Below are 19580 nucleotides of genomic sequence, written 5' to 3'. Positions count from 1 at the left end.
AGAGTGTACGGCAGGACAGCGTACATTACTGAGATTATGCTCAGCATCATGAGCCAGTGGCACTTTTGATGATATAACTGATGATTTCAATTAAAAATGAAATTGGAGATGAAATGGAAGTAAAGCTTGATTATGAACATGAAGTGACTGTTCCCGAGATGATGTATGCAAGAGACCACAGAGTGGTGATGCAGAGAAAACTCATAGCTGAGTTTCAGCATCCTGTGGTGTGTTTTATGCTGAATGTTCCGGGCCCTCACAAGGTGGGAGAAGAATTTGAGAAGGCTTTCAGATATGGGGTGAAAAATATTAATGAAGCCCTGGAAAAGCATGGAATGAAAAAGGATGCGGAGAAGGAAGAAGCCTTTGTGACGGGATATATCTATTATGTTTCAGTGGATGCTGACGCCGTAGACATTAAAAAAGCCATGTGTGAGATTGAGGAGAAGGACAGGATAGGCAGGATCTTCGATATAGATGTTCTCCGTACCGATGGAAGTAAGGTCAGTCGTGAGGAGTTCGGCATGGGCCCGAGAAAATGTCTCATGTGCGAGCTGGAAGCGCATATCTGTGCGAGAAACAGGACTCACACCGTTAAGTCCATGGTGGAAGAGATACACAGGATAATCAAAGAATCATTTGCCGGGGCGTGAACAGTTAAGCCTTAGTATGCCCGGGATTTACAGAGCAGAAATGCTCGGATCATAACAGAAGAAAAAGAAACACAAAGGTAAAGGGATGTTTTATGCAGGATAGACACGGGGCGGAATTTCATAATGCTGAAGAACTGGTGGAAATAGTCGGCTGGAATGTGCGTAATGCCCTGCTGGGAGAGGTTTATGCCACGCCGAAGCCGGGGCTTGTGGACAGAAGAGATACAGGCTCACACAGTGATATGTCTTACGAGACCTTTCTTTTAAGCACAGAAGCCATCACTCCTTATCTTGCGGAAATGTTCGAAGAGGGGCTTAGAAGCGGCGGAAACACAGAGAATCCTGAAAATGTCTTTCTCGGTATAAGAAAGACAGGTATGGAGGCGGAGAAAGCCATGTATGCTGCCACCGGCAATGTCAACACCCATAAGGGCATGATATTCACAATGGGAATACTTCTTGCGGCGGCGGGATTAATCGCAGGTGAAAAACTGAGTAGGTTCAGTGACGCTCAACAGAATGACTCCTGTAAAAGCCATGAACGTGTAGAATTCCGGTTCTTTGATATCGATAGAATTCTCGAAACAGGCAGGAACATGTCATACAGGATACTGGAGAAGGATTTCCTTGAGATGGCGAAGCGTGAACCGAGATCCCACGGAGAAAAACTTTTTCACAAATACGGAGAAAAGGGCATCCGTGGGCAGGCTATGGAGGGCTTTCCTATCATAAAGGAGATTGGACTGCCGGCTATGAGGAAGTATTTAAGTATAGCAGGGGATACTGAGCTTAGAAGTGAGATCGCAGAGAGAGCGACATTGAGACATAGGCTTCTTGAAGATGAAGGAAGCATGAGGGATGAGCATTTTGAAAATGCCGTGAACATCAGCACCCTGATAGCCATAATGTCCGATCTCAACGATACCAATGTGCTCACCAGAAGCTCATACGAGGATATGGAGTGGCTGAAAGGGGAGAGCGCTGAGATAGTGAAAATAGGTGCCGCATTCAGTGAAGAAGGTCTTTCGGCAATAGAGGAACTTAATGTAAAATGTATAGAGAAGAATATCAGTCCGGGTGGGGCTGCAGATATTCTTGCTGTAACCATATTACTATTAAAGCTAGAGGGGATAAGCTATGTATGAGTGTCCGAATTGCGGAGGGGATCTGAGATTTGATATACCTTCACAGAAGTTACGGTGTGAGCATTGTGATACAACCTTTGATCCGTATTCAGTAGTTGTTGAGGAGGATGCGGAAGAGCACAAGGTCGAAGTTTTTGAAGAGGATTCCGGAGAAAAGTCGGGGGACGGATCAGGCTCCGGGAATAAAAAGGCAGCCCGTTCCGGAAAAAAAGGAAATGCTGCGGGGAAAGACTCAGGTGAAGGAGATAATCCCAAGAAGAGCATGCAGATGACCATATTTACCTGCAGGAGCTGCGGAGCGGAGATATCCAGTACGAATCTCAGTGCAGCCGGATTCTGCAGCTACTGCGGCCAGCCTGCGGTGTTCTCGTCAAGGGTGAGTAATGAAAGACGTCCTGAGAAGATCATACCCTTTAAGATAGACAAGGCTGCCTGCAAGGAGATGTTCGTCAGCAGGATGAAGGGGGCACTTTATGCTCCCAAGGAGCTTACGGATCCTGATGCTCTTTCAGGCTTTGTGGGCATCTACATGCCGTACTGGGTATATGGATTTTCTATCGGTCCAAAGGCTGAGGTTCCTGTTTCCAGAACCAAAACCCAGGGGCGATATGAGATAACAGATAAATTCAGTCTCACCATGGATCTGGACGGAAAGTTCGATGGCATAGCATTTGACGCTTCAAGCTCCTTCAGTGATCATATAGCTGAGGTCATAGCGCCTTATGATGCAAAGGACATGATAGAGTTCACGCCCTCATTCCTCTGCGGATTTTATGCTGATGTGCCGGATGTTCCGTTAGAAACGTACAGGGACGATGCGGAGGTCTATGTACTTAAGCATACCTTCAGCTCCATCGATAAGGAGTGTAAAAAGAGGGGATTCGACAGAGACAGTCTCAGTAGTGCCTCGACTGCTGAAGGTATAGTGAATCTGAAGTACGGAGGAGAAAAGGAGGCTATGCTGCCGGTATGGTTCCTGACCTACAGAAAGGGAGACAGAGTCTGCTATTCCGTTATGAACGGTGTCACGGGAAAGCTGTCCGCAGACATACCTGTGGATTTCAAAAAGTTCTATATCACATCTTTCCTGCTGGCTATACCTGTATTCATATTGCTTAATCTGCAGTTTACGATACAGCCCAGATCTGTACTTATATTCTCGATCATTATGGCACTGGTCACTGCGATTCTGTACATGAGGGAAATAGACAAGATCGAGAAGCAGGAAGATCCCGGAGAGGATCAGGGTTATGTGGCTGCAAGATGCAACGGAACCTTCAAGAACGGTGACAGGGTAGGGGTCAATGCCTACAAGGATTTCAAGGAAAATACGGCAGCTAAAAAGCACTATCATTTTGACGGATGCGGTACTGTACTGGGATACCTGTTTATCGCGTACTGGGTGCTGGAGATAGTTCTGGGAGCAATCTTAATCATCATGGAGTACTGGTACATTCTTGTTGGTGTACTTTTTCTCGTTGGTATATTCGTTCTTGCAGTGTATATGCTGGACAGCAAAAAAGCCGATAAGGCAAAGAAAAAGGGTGATAAAAAGGCGGCTAAGAAGTACAGCTACACTGAGATGCTGGGTGTGATCGTCGGCCTTGTGATCTCTGTCGTGGTACTTATATGGAATCCGGTGGAGGATATCATCTTCTATGTGGCAAGTACAGCGGCCTTTGCGGGAATAGTTTATACCATCACCGGAATCATCAGGAAATACAATATCCTGTCCACTCATCCGATACCTGAGTACTTTGACAGAGAAGGAGGTAACATTCATGCTTAAGAAGAAAGCTGGTTTTGTCAGAATGTTACTGGCGGATCTAACCATGAGAAATATCATGAAGCAGTATAAGGCTCATAGGGACGAAATAAGGAACAACAGATTTTCGTCATTTATCAGAGTGCTGTTTGGACTGGCAGCCATTGTTTTTCTCTGTGCCTCTGAGAGCTTTGCCTATGAAGTGAAGTATACAAACCCTTCCACAAATTATGTAGTGTACATAGATGACAGGGCAGATCTCATCACAGATGAAGAGGAAGAAAGTCTTGTGACCACCATGAAGGGTATCACGGAATACGGTAATGCCGCATTCATGACCAGTGAAGAGTCTCACAGCGATTCCACAGTATATTTCACAGAGAGAAAATACATGGAGCTCTTTGGAATAGAAAGCGGATCCATGTTCATGATCGATATGGCGGACAGAGAGATATGCATACACAGTGACGGAGAAATTTACGAGCACATTACAAATGACAAGGCAGAGACCATTACGGACAATGCCTACAGAGCCGCAGGAAGAGGTGAGTATTATGCCTGCGCGGTTCTGGCTTTTGAACAGATCCTGAAGGTACTTGAGGGCGGACGTATAGCCGAGCCTATGAAGTATACCAGCAATGCTGTTCTCGCCATCATTCTGGCTCTCCTTATGAATTACGGTCTTCTTTCTTTTTCGAGAAAAAGATACACAAAGGAGATTAAGAGCGATGAGGTGCTGGTGCATACGGTGAACAGCTTTGTGCTTGGTGCCTGTGTGGAGCAGTTCCTGAGACAGACAAAGAAATATATTCCGCCTTCATCAAGCAGCGGAGGAGGTGGCGGAAGCCATCGAAGCGGTGGCGGCGGAGGCTTCCACAGCAGTGGCGGAGGCGGACACCATGGCGGTGGCGGCAGTCATAGATTCTGAGTGGAGGAGTTTTCCATCAGGAAAACTCCCAAGGCCGAACATGACCATAGGATTGCAGCGGGTACGGCCAAGTAACCCAATTAACCAGAAAAGGAAAATATATTAATATGGCAGAAGCAAATTACGCGATATCTTCAGTAGGAAAAGGCGACAAATACATGATGGAGCTGGTGGAGAACCTTCTTGAAAAAGAAGGCATCCACCTTGATAAAAATCTCGACTATACAGCAGCCATGCTGGACGATGATTACAATGTCATCGCCACGGGAAGCTGCTTCGGTAATACTTTGAGATGTATGGCTGTAAGCTCGGACCATCAGGGTGAAGCGCTGATGAACGATATAGTATCGCATCTCATAGAGTATCAGTACATGAGAGGCAACTATCATCTTTTCATGTACACGAAGTGCAACACGGCGCTTTTCTTCAACAGTCTCGGATTCAGAGAGATCGCCAGAATGGAAGAGGAAAATATCGTCTTCATGGAGAACAAGAGGACCGGATTTAAGGACTACCTCGAGAATCTTCGGAAGGAATCCATTGAACAGCTTGAAAAGATGGAAGGCGATACAGCATCCTCATATCTTTCTGTACTCAGGTCTGATGGTGAAGATTCAGGTCTGAAGCCGGCAGAGGGTATAAAGATCGGTGCTGTAGTCATGAATGCAAATCCCTTTACCATGGGACACCGTTACCTTGTGGAAAAGGCCATGGAGGGCTGTGACATACTTCACCTCTTTATGGTTTCCGAGGATGCCAGTCTCGTGCCTTTCAGCGTAAGAAAGAAACTTATTGAGGAAGGGACTTCCGACCTTGGGAACATCATTTATCATGATTCCGGCTCATATATCATAAGCTCTGCAACCTTTCCGGCATACTTCCAGAAGGGAGACAATGCTGTTATTAAGAGCCAGGCCGGTATCGATCTTCATGTATTTGAAGGTATAGCAGATAAACTCCATGTAAATGCCCGTTATGTGGGTGATGAACCCACTTCTCTTGTTACCGGTATCTACAATGATATCATGGCTGAGGCTCTTCCGAAGGCAGGAGTGGAGTGTTATATCATCCCGAGAAAAGAATTTGAGGGCAAGGCTATCTCGGCTTCCACTGTGAGAAAGCTTATACATGACGGGAATACTGAAGCAATAAAGGATCTTGTTCCTGAGACTACATACCGCTTTTTCACAAGTGAAGAGGCTGAACCTGTCATTGAGAGAATTAAGGCAGAAAGCGATGTAGTTCATTATTAAAATCAGTCTGAAAACGACGTGGCACATTGTTAAAAAATCTCCGAAACCGAGACACAAATCGGTTTCGGAGATTTTTTTATTGAATCATTGATAAATCTCTATCATTTTATGAAAAAATGTGGAATTATATGAGTGTTCAAAAGCACTTTGCATAAGAATGTGTGCAGTTGTGTTATCAGTGAGTGGCAAATACTTTTGACACTTACATCATTATCTGATGAGTATGGAAACGGATTAAGCATTAAACAAAAATGTATCAAAGAATGACATTTAAAGGGGGGATACGTCATTATGGAACAGATAGTGCATGGAAATGGTGATGGTGAAAAGACATCATTAAAACTCACAAGATTTTTAAGTGACGGGGCAGTACTGGAACATAAAAAGCCTGTTCATATATGGGGCTATGGTACACCGGGGGCTAAGGTGACAGCTGTTTTTGATGGTATTACCGAGTGTGGTGAAATCGGGAAGGATGGACGCTTTGATATCAGTTTTCCTGTTCATGAAGCAGGTGGCCCTTATGAACTGTTGGTAAGGGATGATCTCAGTAACCAGGTGATCGTAAAAGATATCATGGTCGGTGCGGTATGGTACTGCTCAGGGCAGTCCAATATGGATCTTATGATGGATCGGGTAAAGGACAGTTATCCGGATATCATTTCCGATTGTGCGGATGACGGTATCAGAAACTTTAAAATCGCAACTTCAGTGAACTATCATGGACCGCTTCAGGAACCGGAAAGTGGTGAATGGAAAAAGGCTGAGCCGAACAACATCCTTGAGTTCTCTGCTACCGCTTATTTTTTTGCAAGAAAGCTCAGAGAGAAAACAGGACTTTGTGTGGGAATCCTTCACGCATCACTGGGAGGCTCCAGGATACATGGCTGGATGTCCAAAGAGATGCTGGAAGGATATGATGAACTACTTTCAGAAGCAAAAATGTACAGTGATGATTCATATCTGGAAGGGCAGATACGAAGAAATGAGTTAAGTTTCATGGAATGGCACAAGGCATTGGATGAAAAGGATGAGGGTATTCTTGAGTCATGGAGAAATGGGCTTACGGAGGGAGATGAAAAAGAAATCATGCTTCCTGCTGTGTTTGAGGAAACCGAACTTAAAGGCTTCACGGGCAGTGTCTGGTTTGAAAAGAAGTTTACAGTACCCAAAGAAATGGCAGGTAAACCGGCTCATTTATGGATGGGTACCATGGTGGATTCCGATACAGTTTATCTGAACGGTGTAAAGATAGGCGAGACCGGGTACCAGTATCCCCCAAGAAAATATCTTGTTCCGGAAAAACTTCTTCATGCCGGAGTCAATACACTCGTGGTGAGACTGATAGTTGAAAACGGTCAGGGCAGATGGACACCTGAAAAAGGGTACTTTTTGTTCAATGAGCAGGGAGTCATAGACTTAAGCGGAAGCTGGGGCTATAAAATCGGGGGTGTCTCAAAGAGTATCCCGGAAACGGATTTCGTTAACTGGAAAGCAACAGGTCTGTTCAACGCAATGTGTGCACCTTGTACTGCTTACCCTGTAGAAGGTATCGTATGGTATCAGGGAGAAGAAAACGCACCTCTCAAATGGGACTATCTGGATCTTACAAAAAGACAGATAAAGGGTTACCGTGAACTCTGGAAAGACGAAGAATTACCATATCTCTTTGTTCAGCTTCCGAACTACATGGAAAGGTACAGTAATATCTCCGGAAAATGGCCTGCACTGCGTGAATGTCAAAGACAGGCGGCAAGAGAACCGCATACAGGTATGATCGTCAGCATGGATCTCGGTGAGGACAATGATCTTCACCCTCATGGAAAGAAGAGGATAGGTGAACGTTTGGCAGATCAGGCTCTTCATATGGTCTATGGTGCAGAAGGAGAATATACAGGGCCTGTTCCCGAAAGCTTCACTGTAAAAGAAAGCTCTGAGGGATGCAGAGTGGAGCTAAGGCTGTCCCATGCAGATGGTTTATATGCTTCTTCACAGGATAAAGGAAGTGAAATAAAGGATTTCTCGGTGATTGATGTAAGTGGCACCGAAATAAGTGCCGAGGCGATGCTTGGGGACCATCTTATAGAGCTTTATGTCAATGTACCAAAAGAGAGCATCAGTGAAATCAGATATCTCTATAGCGATACAAATTACGGAGGACTGATTTATAATTCGTCAGGTTATCCTATGAGTCCATTTGTTATCAGTAAGTAAAAAAAAGAAAGTCATTTGCAGATCAGAATCATCATGAGCAAATTGACTTTCTTTTTTTGCGGTTTATTTTAGAAAAATCAAAGACAGATTGTGCTGTGGCAGCACCCCCTGATATAAATCTTTGAAATTTACAAATGAGTGTTAGTTTTTCCATTTATAAAGACTTTTTCATTCGCTATAGTATAGTAAAAATGAATAAAGAATTAAATCTACAAAAAAAGGATTTGTGAAAAATGGAAACAGAATTTACAACGAAACGGGATAAATGCTGGCTTGTTACAGCTATTCCGGATCGATTTTCAACATATTCCATAGATGATTTTACAGGGGATGTGTCATTGAAGATTCATGAAACAATCTGTAAAGAAGTATCTAGGTTATTTCCAAATGCAGCTGAAACAGCACTTCATGAGGGAAAGCTTCAGTTTGTAAAAACAGAAGATGATCTCGGAGAGGGATTCACCATTGATAAGGAGCGGGACGGAACAGTAAAGATCTATGCATCCGAAGAAAAGGGTTATCTATATGGTCTGTTTTCCCTTTATGAGATGATCGCGGGCAGGAGAGAAGCTGCTTTTCCATATAGATCTGTACCGGACCAGAGCATTCGCATGCTGAACCATTGGGACAATTTCGACGGGACCATCGAGAGAGGCTACGCGGGCAGATCGATATTTTATGATCACAATGAATTCCGGGATGATTCAGACCTCATCACTCAATATGCAAGACTTCTGTGTTCGGTAGGAATTAATGCAGTTTCCATAAACAATGTTAATGTACATCATTTGGAAGTGTTCTTTGTAGAGAAACCTGCACTTCAGCATATAAGAAAAATAGCGGATATCTTCGAAGCTTATGGAATTAGGCTGTTTTTATCAATTAATTTTGCAGCCCCTATAATTGCAGGAGGATTGGATACGGCGGATCCATGTGACACCAGGGTTAAAAAATGGTGGACAGAGACCATTGATGCCATATATCGGGAAATCCCTCAGTTTGGAGGGTTTTTGGTGAAGGCTGATTCGGAGGGAGAGCCGGGACCGTTTACCTACAACAGAACTCATTCGGATGGAGCCAATATGCTTGCGGAAGCCATCGAACCACATGGGGGGATCATCATATGGCGATGCTTCGTCTATAACTGTCAGCAGTCCTGGAAAGACAGGAGCCTGGACCGTGCCAATGCAGCCTATGACTTGTTCAGCACTCTGGATGGTGAGTTTTCTGATAATGTCATACTTCAGATCAAAAACGGACCCATAGATTTTCAGATCCGTGAACCGGTATCACCACTGTTTGGAGTGCTTCATAAAACCAATCAGATTATAGAGTTCCAGATCACTCAGGAGTACACCGGACATCAGATAGATCAGTGTTATCTGCTTCCTATGTGGAAGGAGGTTATGGACTTTGATACCAAATATGAAGGCTCATCTTTGGTGAAGGACATAGTGAGAGACTGCTCTCCGGTAAAGAAAAACAGCGGTATCGCTGCGGTAGTCAATGTTGGCATGGATGAGAACTGGACCGGCAACAAAATGGCGCAGGCCAATCTGTTCGGATACGGTCTTATGTGCTGGAATAATGCATTAACATCAGATGAAATAGCAAGACGCTTTGTGAGATTGTGCTTTTCTCTTGATGAGAAGGATGAAGAGGGCATGGTCCGTATGCTTATGACATCAAGGGATACCTACGAGGATTATACCTGTCCTTTGGGAGTCGGCTTCATGTGCAAGCCTAACGTACATTACGGAGTTGATGTTGACGGATATGAATATGACAGATGGGGAACTTATCATTGTGCCGACAGAAACGGGGTAGGGCGTGAACGAAGCCTTTCATCGGGAACCGGATATACAAGACGTTATTCGGACAGACGGTTTAAAGAATATGAAGATTTGAAAACCTGTCCGGATGAACTGCTCCTGTTTATGCATCATGTACCTTACAATCACGTTTTACATTCCGGAAAGACAGTGATACAGCACATTTACGATACACACTTTAAAGGTGTTGAAGCTGTGGAAAAGTATTTGGATTTTATCAGAAGCCTGAAGGGAAAAATCAGGGACACGGATTATGACAACATACTGGAGAGAGCTGAGAGACAGCTTGCTGCAGCAACAGAGTGGAGAGATACCATAAACACTTATTTCTATCGTAAGTCCGGAATACAGGATGAACAGCATAGAAAAATCTATGATTGATGTTTTCAGTGAATTTTAAAAAATGAGTATTAAAGCTCAATAATGGAGGAATAAATGAAATGAAAAGAAGAGTATCAGGAATAGTGGCAACAGCTATGGCAGTATCATTACTTGCGGGATGCAGTACAACCAATGAAATGCCTGCAGCATCTAAAGGTGCCGGCTCATCACAGCAGGCAGCATCCGGAGACGGAGTACAGCTTCGTTTCTCATGGTGGGGCAATGATGATCGTCATCAGGCAACACAGCAGGCAATCGATCAGTTCAACAGTACCAACGGCGAGGGCATAACCATAACCGGAGAACCCACAGGCTTTGACAATCTGCAGGAGACCTTTGCGACACGTTATGTAGGCGGAACCAATGCAGAGGTCATGACACTGAATTTCGACTGGCTTGCAACCTTTGGATCAAAGGGCGACGGATTCCTTGATCTCAGCACCATTAAAGACAGCTTTGATTTTTCCCAGTACGATGAAGCCTTCCTGAAAACAGGTATGATGAACGGAGTTCAGGAAGCAATCCCATACGGACAGAACACCATGGGATTTTACTTAAACAAGTCAGCCTTTGAAAGATACGGTATCACAGAACTTCCCAAGACATTTGAGGATTATGAGAAGGATGCAGCTATCGTAACAGCAAAGGATCCTGACAATTACCTTGTAGTAAGTCCCACTATCCGTTTTGCGGCAACCTATTATCTTCAGCAGAAGACAGGTAAGGGAGAGTTCAATGATGATTACACCATGAACTGGACAGCAGACGATTATACAGAGGCTGTAAAGTGGTATAAGGATATGGCTGACAAGCATGTTTTCTGTTCAAGAGAGGACTATGTGGAAAATGTCGGCAACGATCCTAAGTCAGTAGCACAGAATGAGAAGTTCCTTAATGCAGGATATCTCGGTGTTATGGAGTGGACCGGCGGTGTTGCATCCAATGAAGCAACATTAAAGGAAAAAGGTGATTCACTGGTTATCGCTGAGCTTCCGACTATTGATAATGCCAAGTTTACCGGAACTATGGCAAAGCCTTCACTGCTTCTCGCCATCGACAAGAACTGCAAGAACACAAAGGAGGCCGCAAAGTTCCTTCAGTATATTCTGAATGATCCTGAGGGAGTTAAGCTCATGGGCACAAAGAGAGGCATGGTGGCATCTAAGGCTGCACAGAAGACTTTGGAAGAGGATGGACAGATCACAGATATCGTTAAGGAAGCCTATGAGTTTACAGCAAAGGCTCAGGTAATCAATGAGGTAGCGTTCTTTGAATCTGCTGACTTCAACAAGGCATATCAGGATAATTACGAACAGTTTGAGTACGGTCAGATTTCTGCTGAGGATTGCGGAAAGGCTATATATGAGGCCAATGCTTCTGCACTTGAAACACTGAAGGCTCAGAATCAGTAATTGATAAAAATTAATATGCTGCCGGACAGGCTCCGGCAGTATGGTTTCAGGAGAATATCTATGAAAAAAAGTAAAGTCGGCCTTTTGTACATTCTTCCATGGCTTGTGGGATTTATCTTTCTGACGGCTTATCCCTTTTTAAATGCTCTGGCAACAAGCTTTACAGATTACAACCTCATCGGTTCTGCCAACTTTGTGGGAATAAAGAATTACCTTACACTGTTCACTCAAAAGGATTTTATCAAAACCCTGAATAACACCTTTTTTTACACACTGCTGACAGTGCCTTTACAGCTTGCATTTTCACTTATAGTAGCTTTTATACTGAATTTTGAACTGAAGGGCATACGTTTTTACAGAACGGCCTATTATATACCGTCAATCCTTGGCGGAAACGTTGCAGTAGCTGTACTTTGGAGATTTATGTTCCAGCAGAACGGAGTGGTAAATTTCATCCTCGGTAAATTCGGTATAGCCCCTATAGGCTGGTTTTCAAACCCTTCGGGAGCCATGACCATAATCATACTTCTTAAGATATGGCAGTTCGGTTCTTCAATGCTTATCTTCCTTGCAGCATTGAAAAATGTTCCCAAGGAGCTCTACGAGGCTGCTGATGTAGACGGTGCCAGAAAGATACGTCAGTTTTTCACAATAACAGTACCCCTCATCACACCAACAATTTTCTTTAATCTGGTCATGCAGTTAAACAATGCATTCCAGGAGTTCAATGGTCCATATCTTGTAACAGGAAACGGTCCTTTGAATGCAACCTACATGACTTCCATGTTTATCTATGACAATGCGTTCAAGTATTACAGGATGGGTTATGCAAGTGCAGCAAGCTGGGTTCTGTTCAGCATTATTGTGGTAATTACAATGATTCTGTTCTATACGCAGGATAAATGGGTATTCTATTCAGATGAGGGTTGATGCTATGAAAATGGACAATAATACCATTCAGGTGAGGGCTGATATGATGAGTACAGATAATAAAAAGATATCCAGAGAATTACTGAGACAGAGAAATGAACAGATCAGTAAGGTGATAAGATACATCGTCCTTACGATCGGGGCTTTCATCATGATCTATCCTATTCTTTGGCTTATCGGCGGAACCTTCAAGGACAACAGTGAGATCTTCACATCCATAAACTTTATACCGTCCCATATTGACTTTAAGGCATATCAGGATGGCTGGCACACAAGAACACAATATAATTTCGGAAAATACTATCTAAATACTTTTATGTATGTAATTCCAAAGCTTTTCTTTACGGTAGCATCCAGCACACTGGTGGCATACGGGTTTGCGAGATTTGAGTTTCCTTTCAAAAAGATTCTTTTCGCGCTGTTTATGTCCACCCTGTTTTTGCCACAGGTAGTTATCCGCATTCCGCTGTACCTTATGTGGAAAAAGTTCGGCCTTTTGGATACTTATGTACCGTTGATCGCTACCTCGGTTTTTGCCAATGAACCTTTCTTTGTGTTCATGATCATCCAGTTCCTGAGATCAACACCGACCTATCTTGATGAAGCGGCAACTCTGGACGGATGTAATTCGTTCCAGCGTCTTATCCTTATCATATTGCCTATACTTAAACCGACCATTGTAAGCTGTCTTATCTTCCAGTTTATCTGGAGTTTCAATGATTTCCTGGGACCCCTTATCTATATCACAAGCCTTGTGAAGTATCCTGTATCACTGGCACTTAAGATGTCCGTAGATACTTCAAGTGGTGTAGTAGCATGGAATCAGATTCTGGCAATGTCTTTCATCGCACTGTTACCGGCTATCATCCTTTATTTTGTAGCGCAGAAGTATTTCACAGAAGGTATAGCAGCATCCGGCGTAAAGGGTTAAAAACACAAATTATGAACGTATACAACTACAGCAATCTCGTTCCGGAGGTGCATTATTTCATTCACAGAAAATGCACCCCGGAATGGTGCATTACACCAATGACGATTCCCTTCACTGATTTCACCTATGTTGTAAAGGGAGCGGCAGTCTATCACATCAATGACAAGACCTATATAGCAAAAGCAGGAGATATCATCTACATTCCAAAAGGATCACGACGGCAGGCAGAGTGTGTCACCGATGATCTGATGGAATGCTACGCTGTAAATTTGATGTTTAAAGATACACAGGGACAGGATGTACAGCTGCCGCTTGATACTATCACAAACATTCGTCAGCAGCCGAAGGTACTGGAAATACTGCATGATCTTGAAGTGGTCTGGACAGGCAGAGAGCCGGGGTATCAGCTTAAAGCCCGGGGACTTGCATGCCTTTATGTGGCGGAGGTGATGTCAGTCTATGAAAAGAAACTGAGTGAACAGGCGGATCCCCGTATTACCGAAACCATCAAGTATATGAAACAGCATTTTCACGAGCCTCTCAGTATCACAGGGGCTGCGGAACACTACGGTCTTCATCCAAACTATTACGGCAATATATTTAAAAAAATCACAGGGGTGAGTTTTAATCAAAAACTCATGGAGATCCGTATGGAGGTAGCCAAAAATATGCTTTACAGCGGAGAGTACAGTGTATCTCAGGTTGCGGAGCAATGCGGCTTTTCGGATATTTACTATTTCAGTAAGGCCTTTAAAAAATCTGTAGGCGTGAATCCGTCTATTCTTATACCCGGATGGGTTGAGTGAGTGAAATATACAGCGGATCAAAAGCTTAAGTAATGCTTTATCTTACGGTCTCCTGAGAACCGGAAGAAAAATAAATGAAAGAGAAGGAAAAAACAATATGGTATATCATGTGTCAGAGAAAGCCTTCAGAAGTGGTGATGGCACTAAAGAGAGACCTTTCAAAAAGATTTCCGAGGCGGCAATGATAGCAAAGCCAGGTGATGAAATAATAGTAGCTCCCGGAGTTTACCGTGAGTATGTAAATCCAGCTCACGCAGGAACACAGGAAGCACGTATCGTATATCGTTCGGAAAAACCCGGGGAGGCAGTAATCACAGGCGCAGAAAAGCTTACGGGATGGGAGCATGCTGAAGGAAATGTTTATGTGGCTCGGATCGGCAATGGACTTTTCGGTGATTACAATCCTTACACAACTATGGTAAAGGGAGACTGGTACTTTGCAGAGCTTCCTGTACATACCGGTGAAGTCTATATGGATGGGGTACAGCTTTACGAGGTAATGAAGAAAGAGGAGCTTCTGAATCCGGAACCGGCTCCTATGTCATGGGAACCTGAAGAGGTTTCTGTACGCAAATGGTATACGGAGCAGGATGGCAATGATACTCTGATCTATGTAAACCTCGGAGCAGATCCGAGAGAGCATGATATGGAGTTTAATGTCCGCAGAAACTGCTTTATGCCATCGAAAGAGGGGATAGGCTATATTACAGTTTCCGGATTTACTATCAAACAAGCAGCAACCACCTGGGCACCGCCAACTGCATATCAGGACGGAATGGTGGGGCCTCACTGGTCAAAGGGCTGGATCATCGAGGATTGCGAGATCAGTGATTCAAGATGCTCGGGAATAAGTCTCGGAAAGTATCTTCAGCCTGAAAATGACAACAAGTGGACACGCTTCGGCCTGAAGGATGGCACTCAGACACAGAGAGACTGTGTGATGCAGGCTGTCAATGAAGGATGGTCAAAGGAGACAGTAGGTTCACATATCATCCGCCGCTGTCATATACATCATTGCGGACAGACCGGTATCGTAGGTCATCTTGGCGGAGCCTTTTCTATTATCGAGGATAATCATATACATAACATCAACAATAAGCAGGATCTCGCCGGAGCGGAAATCGGCGGTATAAAGATGCATGCTGCAATCGATGTTATCTTCCGCAGAAATCATATACATCACTGCACAAGAGGAATGTGGCTTGACTGGCAGGCACAGGGAACAAGGGTCACACAGAGCCTTTTCCATGACAATACGCCGCCGAAGGGCATAAAGATCACAAGTCTTCTGGGACTTGGTGAGGATATCTGGGTAGAGGTATCTCATGGCCCCACACTTCTCGACAACAATCTGTTCCTTTCACCACTGTCAATGCGTATCAGTGCTCAGGGTATAGCCTGTGTTCATAATCTGATAGGCGGGGCTATCACTTATGTTGATGCCGGAGTTGAAAACGGAGGTGCATATCTTCCTACACCACGTTATACGCCATATCATGTGCCTCACAAGACAGATGTGGCAGGCTTTATGACCTTTAATCACGGTGATATGCGTTTCTACAACAACATCTTCCTCCAGCCCGACATCCTTCAGGATTATAAGGATTACGCAAAGGAAACCAAGACAGAGAAGGAATACAATTTTGTGTGCGGTCTTTCTGTTTATAACGGATATCCCACAACAGAAGAGTACTTAAAGAATTTTGGCCCGTGGAAGTTTTCCGATGAGGGTGCCAAGGATAAATATTATGAGCATTTCCCTGTGGATGCAGCAGGCAATCTGTATTTCAACGGTGCAGAAAGCGGCGATATGGAAAAGGACGCCTATGTGGATGATGCACATAAGGTCAAATGGAGGCTGACAGGCAGCGATAAAGAACCGGTTCTTGAGACAAACCTTTATGAGTATCTTCCTGAAAAGAATGTAAGAACCGTTTCAACAGCCACTTTGGGCTATGCATTTGAACCGGAGATGCGATTTGAAAATCCGGACGGCAGTGAGATCATTTTCAATGAAGACTACTTTGGTGATCACAGGGAAGTATGTCCGATTGCGGGACCCTTTGCTTGCGGGGAGCAGCTAAAGAAGAAACTTTTTTAAAGAACTGATATAAGGGGATAGGTAAAAAATATGTACTATGTAGGAATTGACCTTGGAACCTCGGCTGTGAAACTTCTTCTCATGAGAGAAGACGGTAAGATCGAAAATGTGGTTTCAAGAGAGTATGAGCTTTCATTTCCTCAGCCTGGCTGGAGCGAGCAGAATCCGGAGGACTGGTACAGGCAGACTCTTGATGGATTAAAGAAACTGGTTCATGCAGTTGATCCCAAGGAAATAGCGGGAATCAGTTTCGGCGGGCAGATGCATGGACTTGTCGCCTTGGATGAGGATGACAATGTTATCAGACCTGCAATTCTATGGAATGATGGCAGATCGCAGGAAGAGGTTGTTTACTTTAACGAGACTATCGGTAAGAAGGTGATTTCCGGTTATACGGGAAACATAGCATTTGCCGGATTTACCGCACCAAAGATCCTCTGGATGAAGAAACATGAGCCTGAGCTTTTTGCAAAAATAAAAAAAATAATGTTACCTAAGGATTATCTTGCATATAAGCTTTCAGGAAGCTTCTCTACAGATTATTCCGATGCATCAGGAATGCTTCTTCTGGATGTGGAGCATAAATGCTGGTCAGAGCCTATGTGTGAACTTTGCGGAATTACAAAAGACATACTTCCGAAACTTTATGAGAGCTATGAGGCAGTCGGATATCTTAAATCTGAGATTGCAGACAGCCTTGGTATGAAGCGGGATGTTGTGATTGCAGCAGGAGCAGGTGATAATGCTGCGGCAGCAGTAGGTACAGGAACCGTTGGAAAGAACAAGTGTAACATTTCCCTTGGAACCAGCGGGACCATCTTTATCACATCGGATTGTTTCAGGGTTGATGCAAACAATGCGCTTCATGCATTTGCCCATGCAGATGGAAAGTATCATCTCATGGGGTGCATGCTTTCAGCAGCTTCCTGCAATAAATGGTGGATGGACAATATTCTGAAAACCGACAGGTATGCTGAGGAACAGAAAGATATAGTTAAGCTTGGTGAAAACCATGTTTACTTCCTGCCGTATCTTATGGGTGAAAGAAGTCCATGGAATGATCCGATGGCGAGAGGCGCCTTTGTCGGAATGGGCCTTGATACAAAAAGAGAGGATATGGTTCAGGCAGTCCTTGAGGGCGTAGCATTTGCCACAAGGGATATGTATGAAGCTGCAAGGTCAGCGGGTATAAGTCTTGAACATTCCATGATCTGCGGCGGAGGTGCCAAGAGTCCTTTATGGCAGAAGATGATAGCCAATATCCTGAACATCAGCATCGATATCCCGAACTGTGAGGAGGGCCCTGGTATGGGCGGCGCAATGCTTGCGATGGTAGCTGATGGAAAATATGCAACTGTTGAGGATGCGGCCAATGCCATCGTATCAGTGAAGAGTACCTGCGAACCTGACGCTGAGCTTGTTAAGAAATATGAAGAAAGATACCGGAGTTTCCGTAAGCTCTATCCGGCACTTAAGGATGTATATGGGAAACTTTGAACATTATATGTAAGTGTATCTGAATAGTATGATGCACTTTATTTGATACGTCACACGTTTATGACACTGTTTTATGTGAGTCGAAAAAGTAAAAAAATGTGAGTGACAAAGATCTTGTGATTCACTTCAAATATCAAATGATATTGGTAAGTGCTGCCTGATGGGCAACGGAATGGAGATAATATGAGTTTTGCAAATGTACCTGAAGTAAAGATTGGTATCGTGGCTGTAAGCCGTGACTGTTTTCCTGAGAGCCTCTCAGTAGAGCGTCGTAAGGCTCTTGTAGCTGCATATGGAAAGAAGTATGACACAAAGGAGATTTATGAGTGCCCTGTTTGTATCGTTGAGAGCGAGATACAGATGGTTGAGGCGCTTCTAGACATCAAGAAGGCAGGCTGCAATGCCCTCTGTGTATATCTCGGAAATTTCGGACCTGAGATTTCAGAAACACTTCTTGCAAAGCATTTTGACGGTCCAAAGATCTTCCTTGCAGCAGCTGAGGAGACACAGGATTCCTTACAGGATGGAAGAGGAGATGCTTATTGCGGTCTCTTAAATGCAAGCTACAATCTGAGACTCAGAAATGTCAAGGCATTTATCCCTGAAAATCCTGTAGGTGATGCAGAGGATCTCGCAGAGGAAATTCACAAGTTTGTTCCTATTGCAAAGGCCATGGTCGGTCTTTCTGAGCTGAAGATAATTTCTTTCGGACCTCGTCCACAGAATTTCCTTGCATGTAACGCTCCTATCAAGCAGCTTTACAATCTTGGTGTAGAAATTGAAGAAAATTCAGAGCTTGACCTTTTTGAAGCCTTTAACAAGCATGCTGATGATGATAGAATCGACAGTGTTGTTAAGGATATGGAAGAGGAGCTCGGCACAGGCAACAAGAAGCCGGAAATCCTTCGTAAGCTTGCTCAGTATGAGCTTACACTTCTTGACTGGATCGATGCACATAAGGGATATCGCAAGTATGTAGCTATTGCAGGAAAATGCTGGCCGGCATTCCAGACACAGTTCGGATTTGTTCCTTGCTATGTTAACAGTCGTCTCACAGGCCGTGGCATTCCTGTAAGCTGTGAGGTTGATATCTATGGAGCTCTTTCAGAGTTTATCGGAACCTGCATAAGTGATGATATCGTAACACTTCTTGATATAAACAATTCCGTACCTAAGGATATGTACAAGGAATCCATAGAGGGCAAGTTTGACTACAAGCACAGTGATACGTTCATGGGCTTCCACTGCGGCAATACCTGCTCTAAGAAAATGTCTTCATGTGAGATGAGAAACCAGAAGATCATGGCTCGTTCACTTCCTGAAGAGGTTACAAATGGTACACTTGAGGGTGACATCGCTCCGGGTGAGATAACATTCTATCGTTTACAGAGTACTTCAGACGGACTTCTCCGTGCATATGTTGCTGAAGGTGAGATACTTCCTGTTGCTACTCGTTCCTTTGGAAGTATTGCAGTATTTGCAATACCTGAGATGGGCAGATTCTATCGCCACGTTCTGATCGAGAAGAACTATCCGCATCACGGTGCAGTTGCTTTTGGACATTACGGAAGTGCACTCTATGATCTGTTCAAGTATATCGGCGTACCTGTAGAGGATCTCAACTACAACCAGCCTGCATCTCTGCCATATCCTACAGAGAATCCTTTCAAATAAATGATCATTCAATAATTTAAAACATCAAATTAAAGCTATAATAAGTGAGTGGCAGGAG

At 44.0% G+C, this 19580-nt stretch carries 14 protein-coding genes; all 14 read left to right on the top strand.

What is annotated here, in order from left to right:
- The first annotated feature begins 113 nt into the window (after window positions 1–113).
- The 14 genes from citX (at window position 114) to T515_RS01135 (ending at window position 19522) form a co-directional block, all read left to right on the top strand.
- Window positions 114–653, top strand: a complete 540-nt coding sequence (gene citX, locus T515_RS01200) for a citrate lyase holo-[acyl-carrier protein] synthase (protein WP_036606571.1) — start codon at window positions 114–116, stop codon at window positions 651–653.
- Window positions 654–745: 92 nt separating this feature from the next.
- Window positions 746–1798: a triphosphoribosyl-dephospho-CoA synthase gene (locus T515_RS01195; protein WP_051671301.1), complete on the top strand. Its 1053-nt coding sequence runs from the start codon at window positions 746–748 to the stop codon at window positions 1796–1798.
- Window positions 1791–3587 (top strand): hypothetical protein, encoded by a 1797-nt coding sequence (locus T515_RS01190; RefSeq protein WP_036606569.1) that lies wholly within the window; start codon window positions 1791–1793, stop codon window positions 3585–3587. Before T515_RS01195 ends, T515_RS01190 begins: the two co-directional genes overlap by 8 nt.
- Window positions 3580–4491, top strand: a complete 912-nt coding sequence (locus tag T515_RS01185) for a TPM domain-containing protein (RefSeq protein WP_051671300.1) — start codon at window positions 3580–3582, stop codon at window positions 4489–4491. Before T515_RS01190 ends, T515_RS01185 begins: the two co-directional genes overlap by 8 nt.
- Before the next feature lie 107 nt (window positions 4492–4598).
- On the top strand, window positions 4599–5744 hold the full coding sequence (locus tag T515_RS01180; RefSeq protein ID WP_036606568.1) for a [citrate (pro-3S)-lyase] ligase: 1146 nt from the start codon (window positions 4599–4601) through the stop codon (window positions 5742–5744).
- A gap of 291 nt (window positions 5745–6035) precedes the next feature.
- Window positions 6036–7958, top strand: coding sequence for a sialate O-acetylesterase (locus T515_RS01175; protein WP_036606567.1), 1923 nt, complete (start codon window positions 6036–6038; stop codon window positions 7956–7958).
- A 233-nt stretch (window positions 7959–8191) separates the two neighbouring features.
- Window positions 8192–10171 carry an alpha-glucuronidase gene (locus T515_RS01170; protein ID WP_036606566.1) on the top strand — a complete coding sequence of 660 codons (1980 nt, stop codon included), beginning with the start codon at window positions 8192–8194 and terminating at the stop codon, window positions 10169–10171.
- 59 nt (window positions 10172–10230) lie between these two features.
- Window positions 10231–11583, top strand: coding sequence for an ABC transporter substrate-binding protein (locus T515_RS01165; protein WP_051671299.1), 1353 nt, complete (start codon window positions 10231–10233; stop codon window positions 11581–11583).
- 60 nt (window positions 11584–11643) lie between these two features.
- Window positions 11644–12513: a carbohydrate ABC transporter permease gene (locus T515_RS01160; RefSeq protein ID WP_036606565.1), complete on the top strand. Its 870-nt coding sequence runs from the start codon at window positions 11644–11646 to the stop codon at window positions 12511–12513.
- Window positions 12514–12559: 46 nt separating this feature from the next.
- Window positions 12560–13444: a carbohydrate ABC transporter permease gene (locus T515_RS01155; protein ID WP_051671312.1), complete on the top strand. Its 885-nt coding sequence runs from the start codon at window positions 12560–12562 to the stop codon at window positions 13442–13444.
- A gap of 11 nt (window positions 13445–13455) precedes the next feature.
- Complete coding sequence (locus T515_RS01150; protein ID WP_036606564.1) at window positions 13456–14250, top strand: AraC family transcriptional regulator; 795 nt, start codon at window positions 13456–13458, stop codon at window positions 14248–14250.
- Window positions 14251–14347: 97 nt separating this feature from the next.
- On the top strand, window positions 14348–16351 hold the full coding sequence (locus T515_RS01145; RefSeq protein WP_036606563.1) for a right-handed parallel beta-helix repeat-containing protein: 2004 nt from the start codon (window positions 14348–14350) through the stop codon (window positions 16349–16351).
- A gap of 30 nt (window positions 16352–16381) precedes the next feature.
- The gene (gene xylB, locus T515_RS01140) at window positions 16382–17848 is read left to right on the top strand and encodes a xylulokinase (RefSeq protein ID WP_036606560.1); all 1467 of its coding nucleotides are present in this window, start codon (window positions 16382–16384) and stop codon (window positions 17846–17848) included.
- 183 nt (window positions 17849–18031) lie between these two features.
- Window positions 18032–19522: an L-fucose/L-arabinose isomerase family protein gene (locus T515_RS01135; protein ID WP_036606557.1), complete on the top strand. Its 1491-nt coding sequence runs from the start codon at window positions 18032–18034 to the stop codon at window positions 19520–19522.
- Window positions 19523–19580: the final 58 nt, after the last annotated feature.

This window comes from Oribacterium sp. P6A1, from assembly GCF_000702885.1.
Classification (GTDB): Bacteria; Bacillota; Clostridia; order Lachnospirales; family Lachnospiraceae; genus Oribacterium.
This window is presented reverse-complemented; position numbering and strand designations above follow the sequence as displayed.

Coding starts and splice junctions, on each gene's coding strand:
- T515_RS01155 (WP_051671312.1), top strand. CDS start 12,560: ATGAGTACAGATAATAAAAAGATATCCAGAGAATTACTGAGACAGAGA.
- T515_RS01190 (WP_036606569.1), top strand. CDS start 1,791: ATGTATGAGTGTCCGAATTGCGGAGGGGATCTGAGATTTGATATACCT.
- T515_RS01180 (WP_036606568.1), top strand. CDS start 4,599: ATGGCAGAAGCAAATTACGCGATATCTTCAGTAGGAAAAGGCGACAAA.
- T515_RS01175 (WP_036606567.1), top strand. CDS start 6,036: ATGGAACAGATAGTGCATGGAAATGGTGATGGTGAAAAGACATCATTA.
- xylB (WP_036606560.1), top strand. CDS start 16,382: ATGTACTATGTAGGAATTGACCTTGGAACCTCGGCTGTGAAACTTCTT.
- T515_RS01185 (WP_051671300.1), top strand. CDS start 3,580: ATGCTTAAGAAGAAAGCTGGTTTTGTCAGAATGTTACTGGCGGATCTA.
- citX (WP_036606571.1), top strand. CDS start 114: ATGGAAGTAAAGCTTGATTATGAACATGAAGTGACTGTTCCCGAGATG.
- T515_RS01135 (WP_036606557.1), top strand. CDS start 18,032: ATGAGTTTTGCAAATGTACCTGAAGTAAAGATTGGTATCGTGGCTGTA.
- T515_RS01145 (WP_036606563.1), top strand. CDS start 14,348: ATGGTATATCATGTGTCAGAGAAAGCCTTCAGAAGTGGTGATGGCACT.
- T515_RS01160 (WP_036606565.1), top strand. CDS start 11,644: ATGAAAAAAAGTAAAGTCGGCCTTTTGTACATTCTTCCATGGCTTGTG.
- T515_RS01165 (WP_051671299.1), top strand. CDS start 10,231: ATGAAAAGAAGAGTATCAGGAATAGTGGCAACAGCTATGGCAGTATCA.
- T515_RS01150 (WP_036606564.1), top strand. CDS start 13,456: ATGAACGTATACAACTACAGCAATCTCGTTCCGGAGGTGCATTATTTC.
- T515_RS01170 (WP_036606566.1), top strand. CDS start 8,192: ATGGAAACAGAATTTACAACGAAACGGGATAAATGCTGGCTTGTTACA.
- T515_RS01195 (WP_051671301.1), top strand. CDS start 746: ATGCAGGATAGACACGGGGCGGAATTTCATAATGCTGAAGAACTGGTG.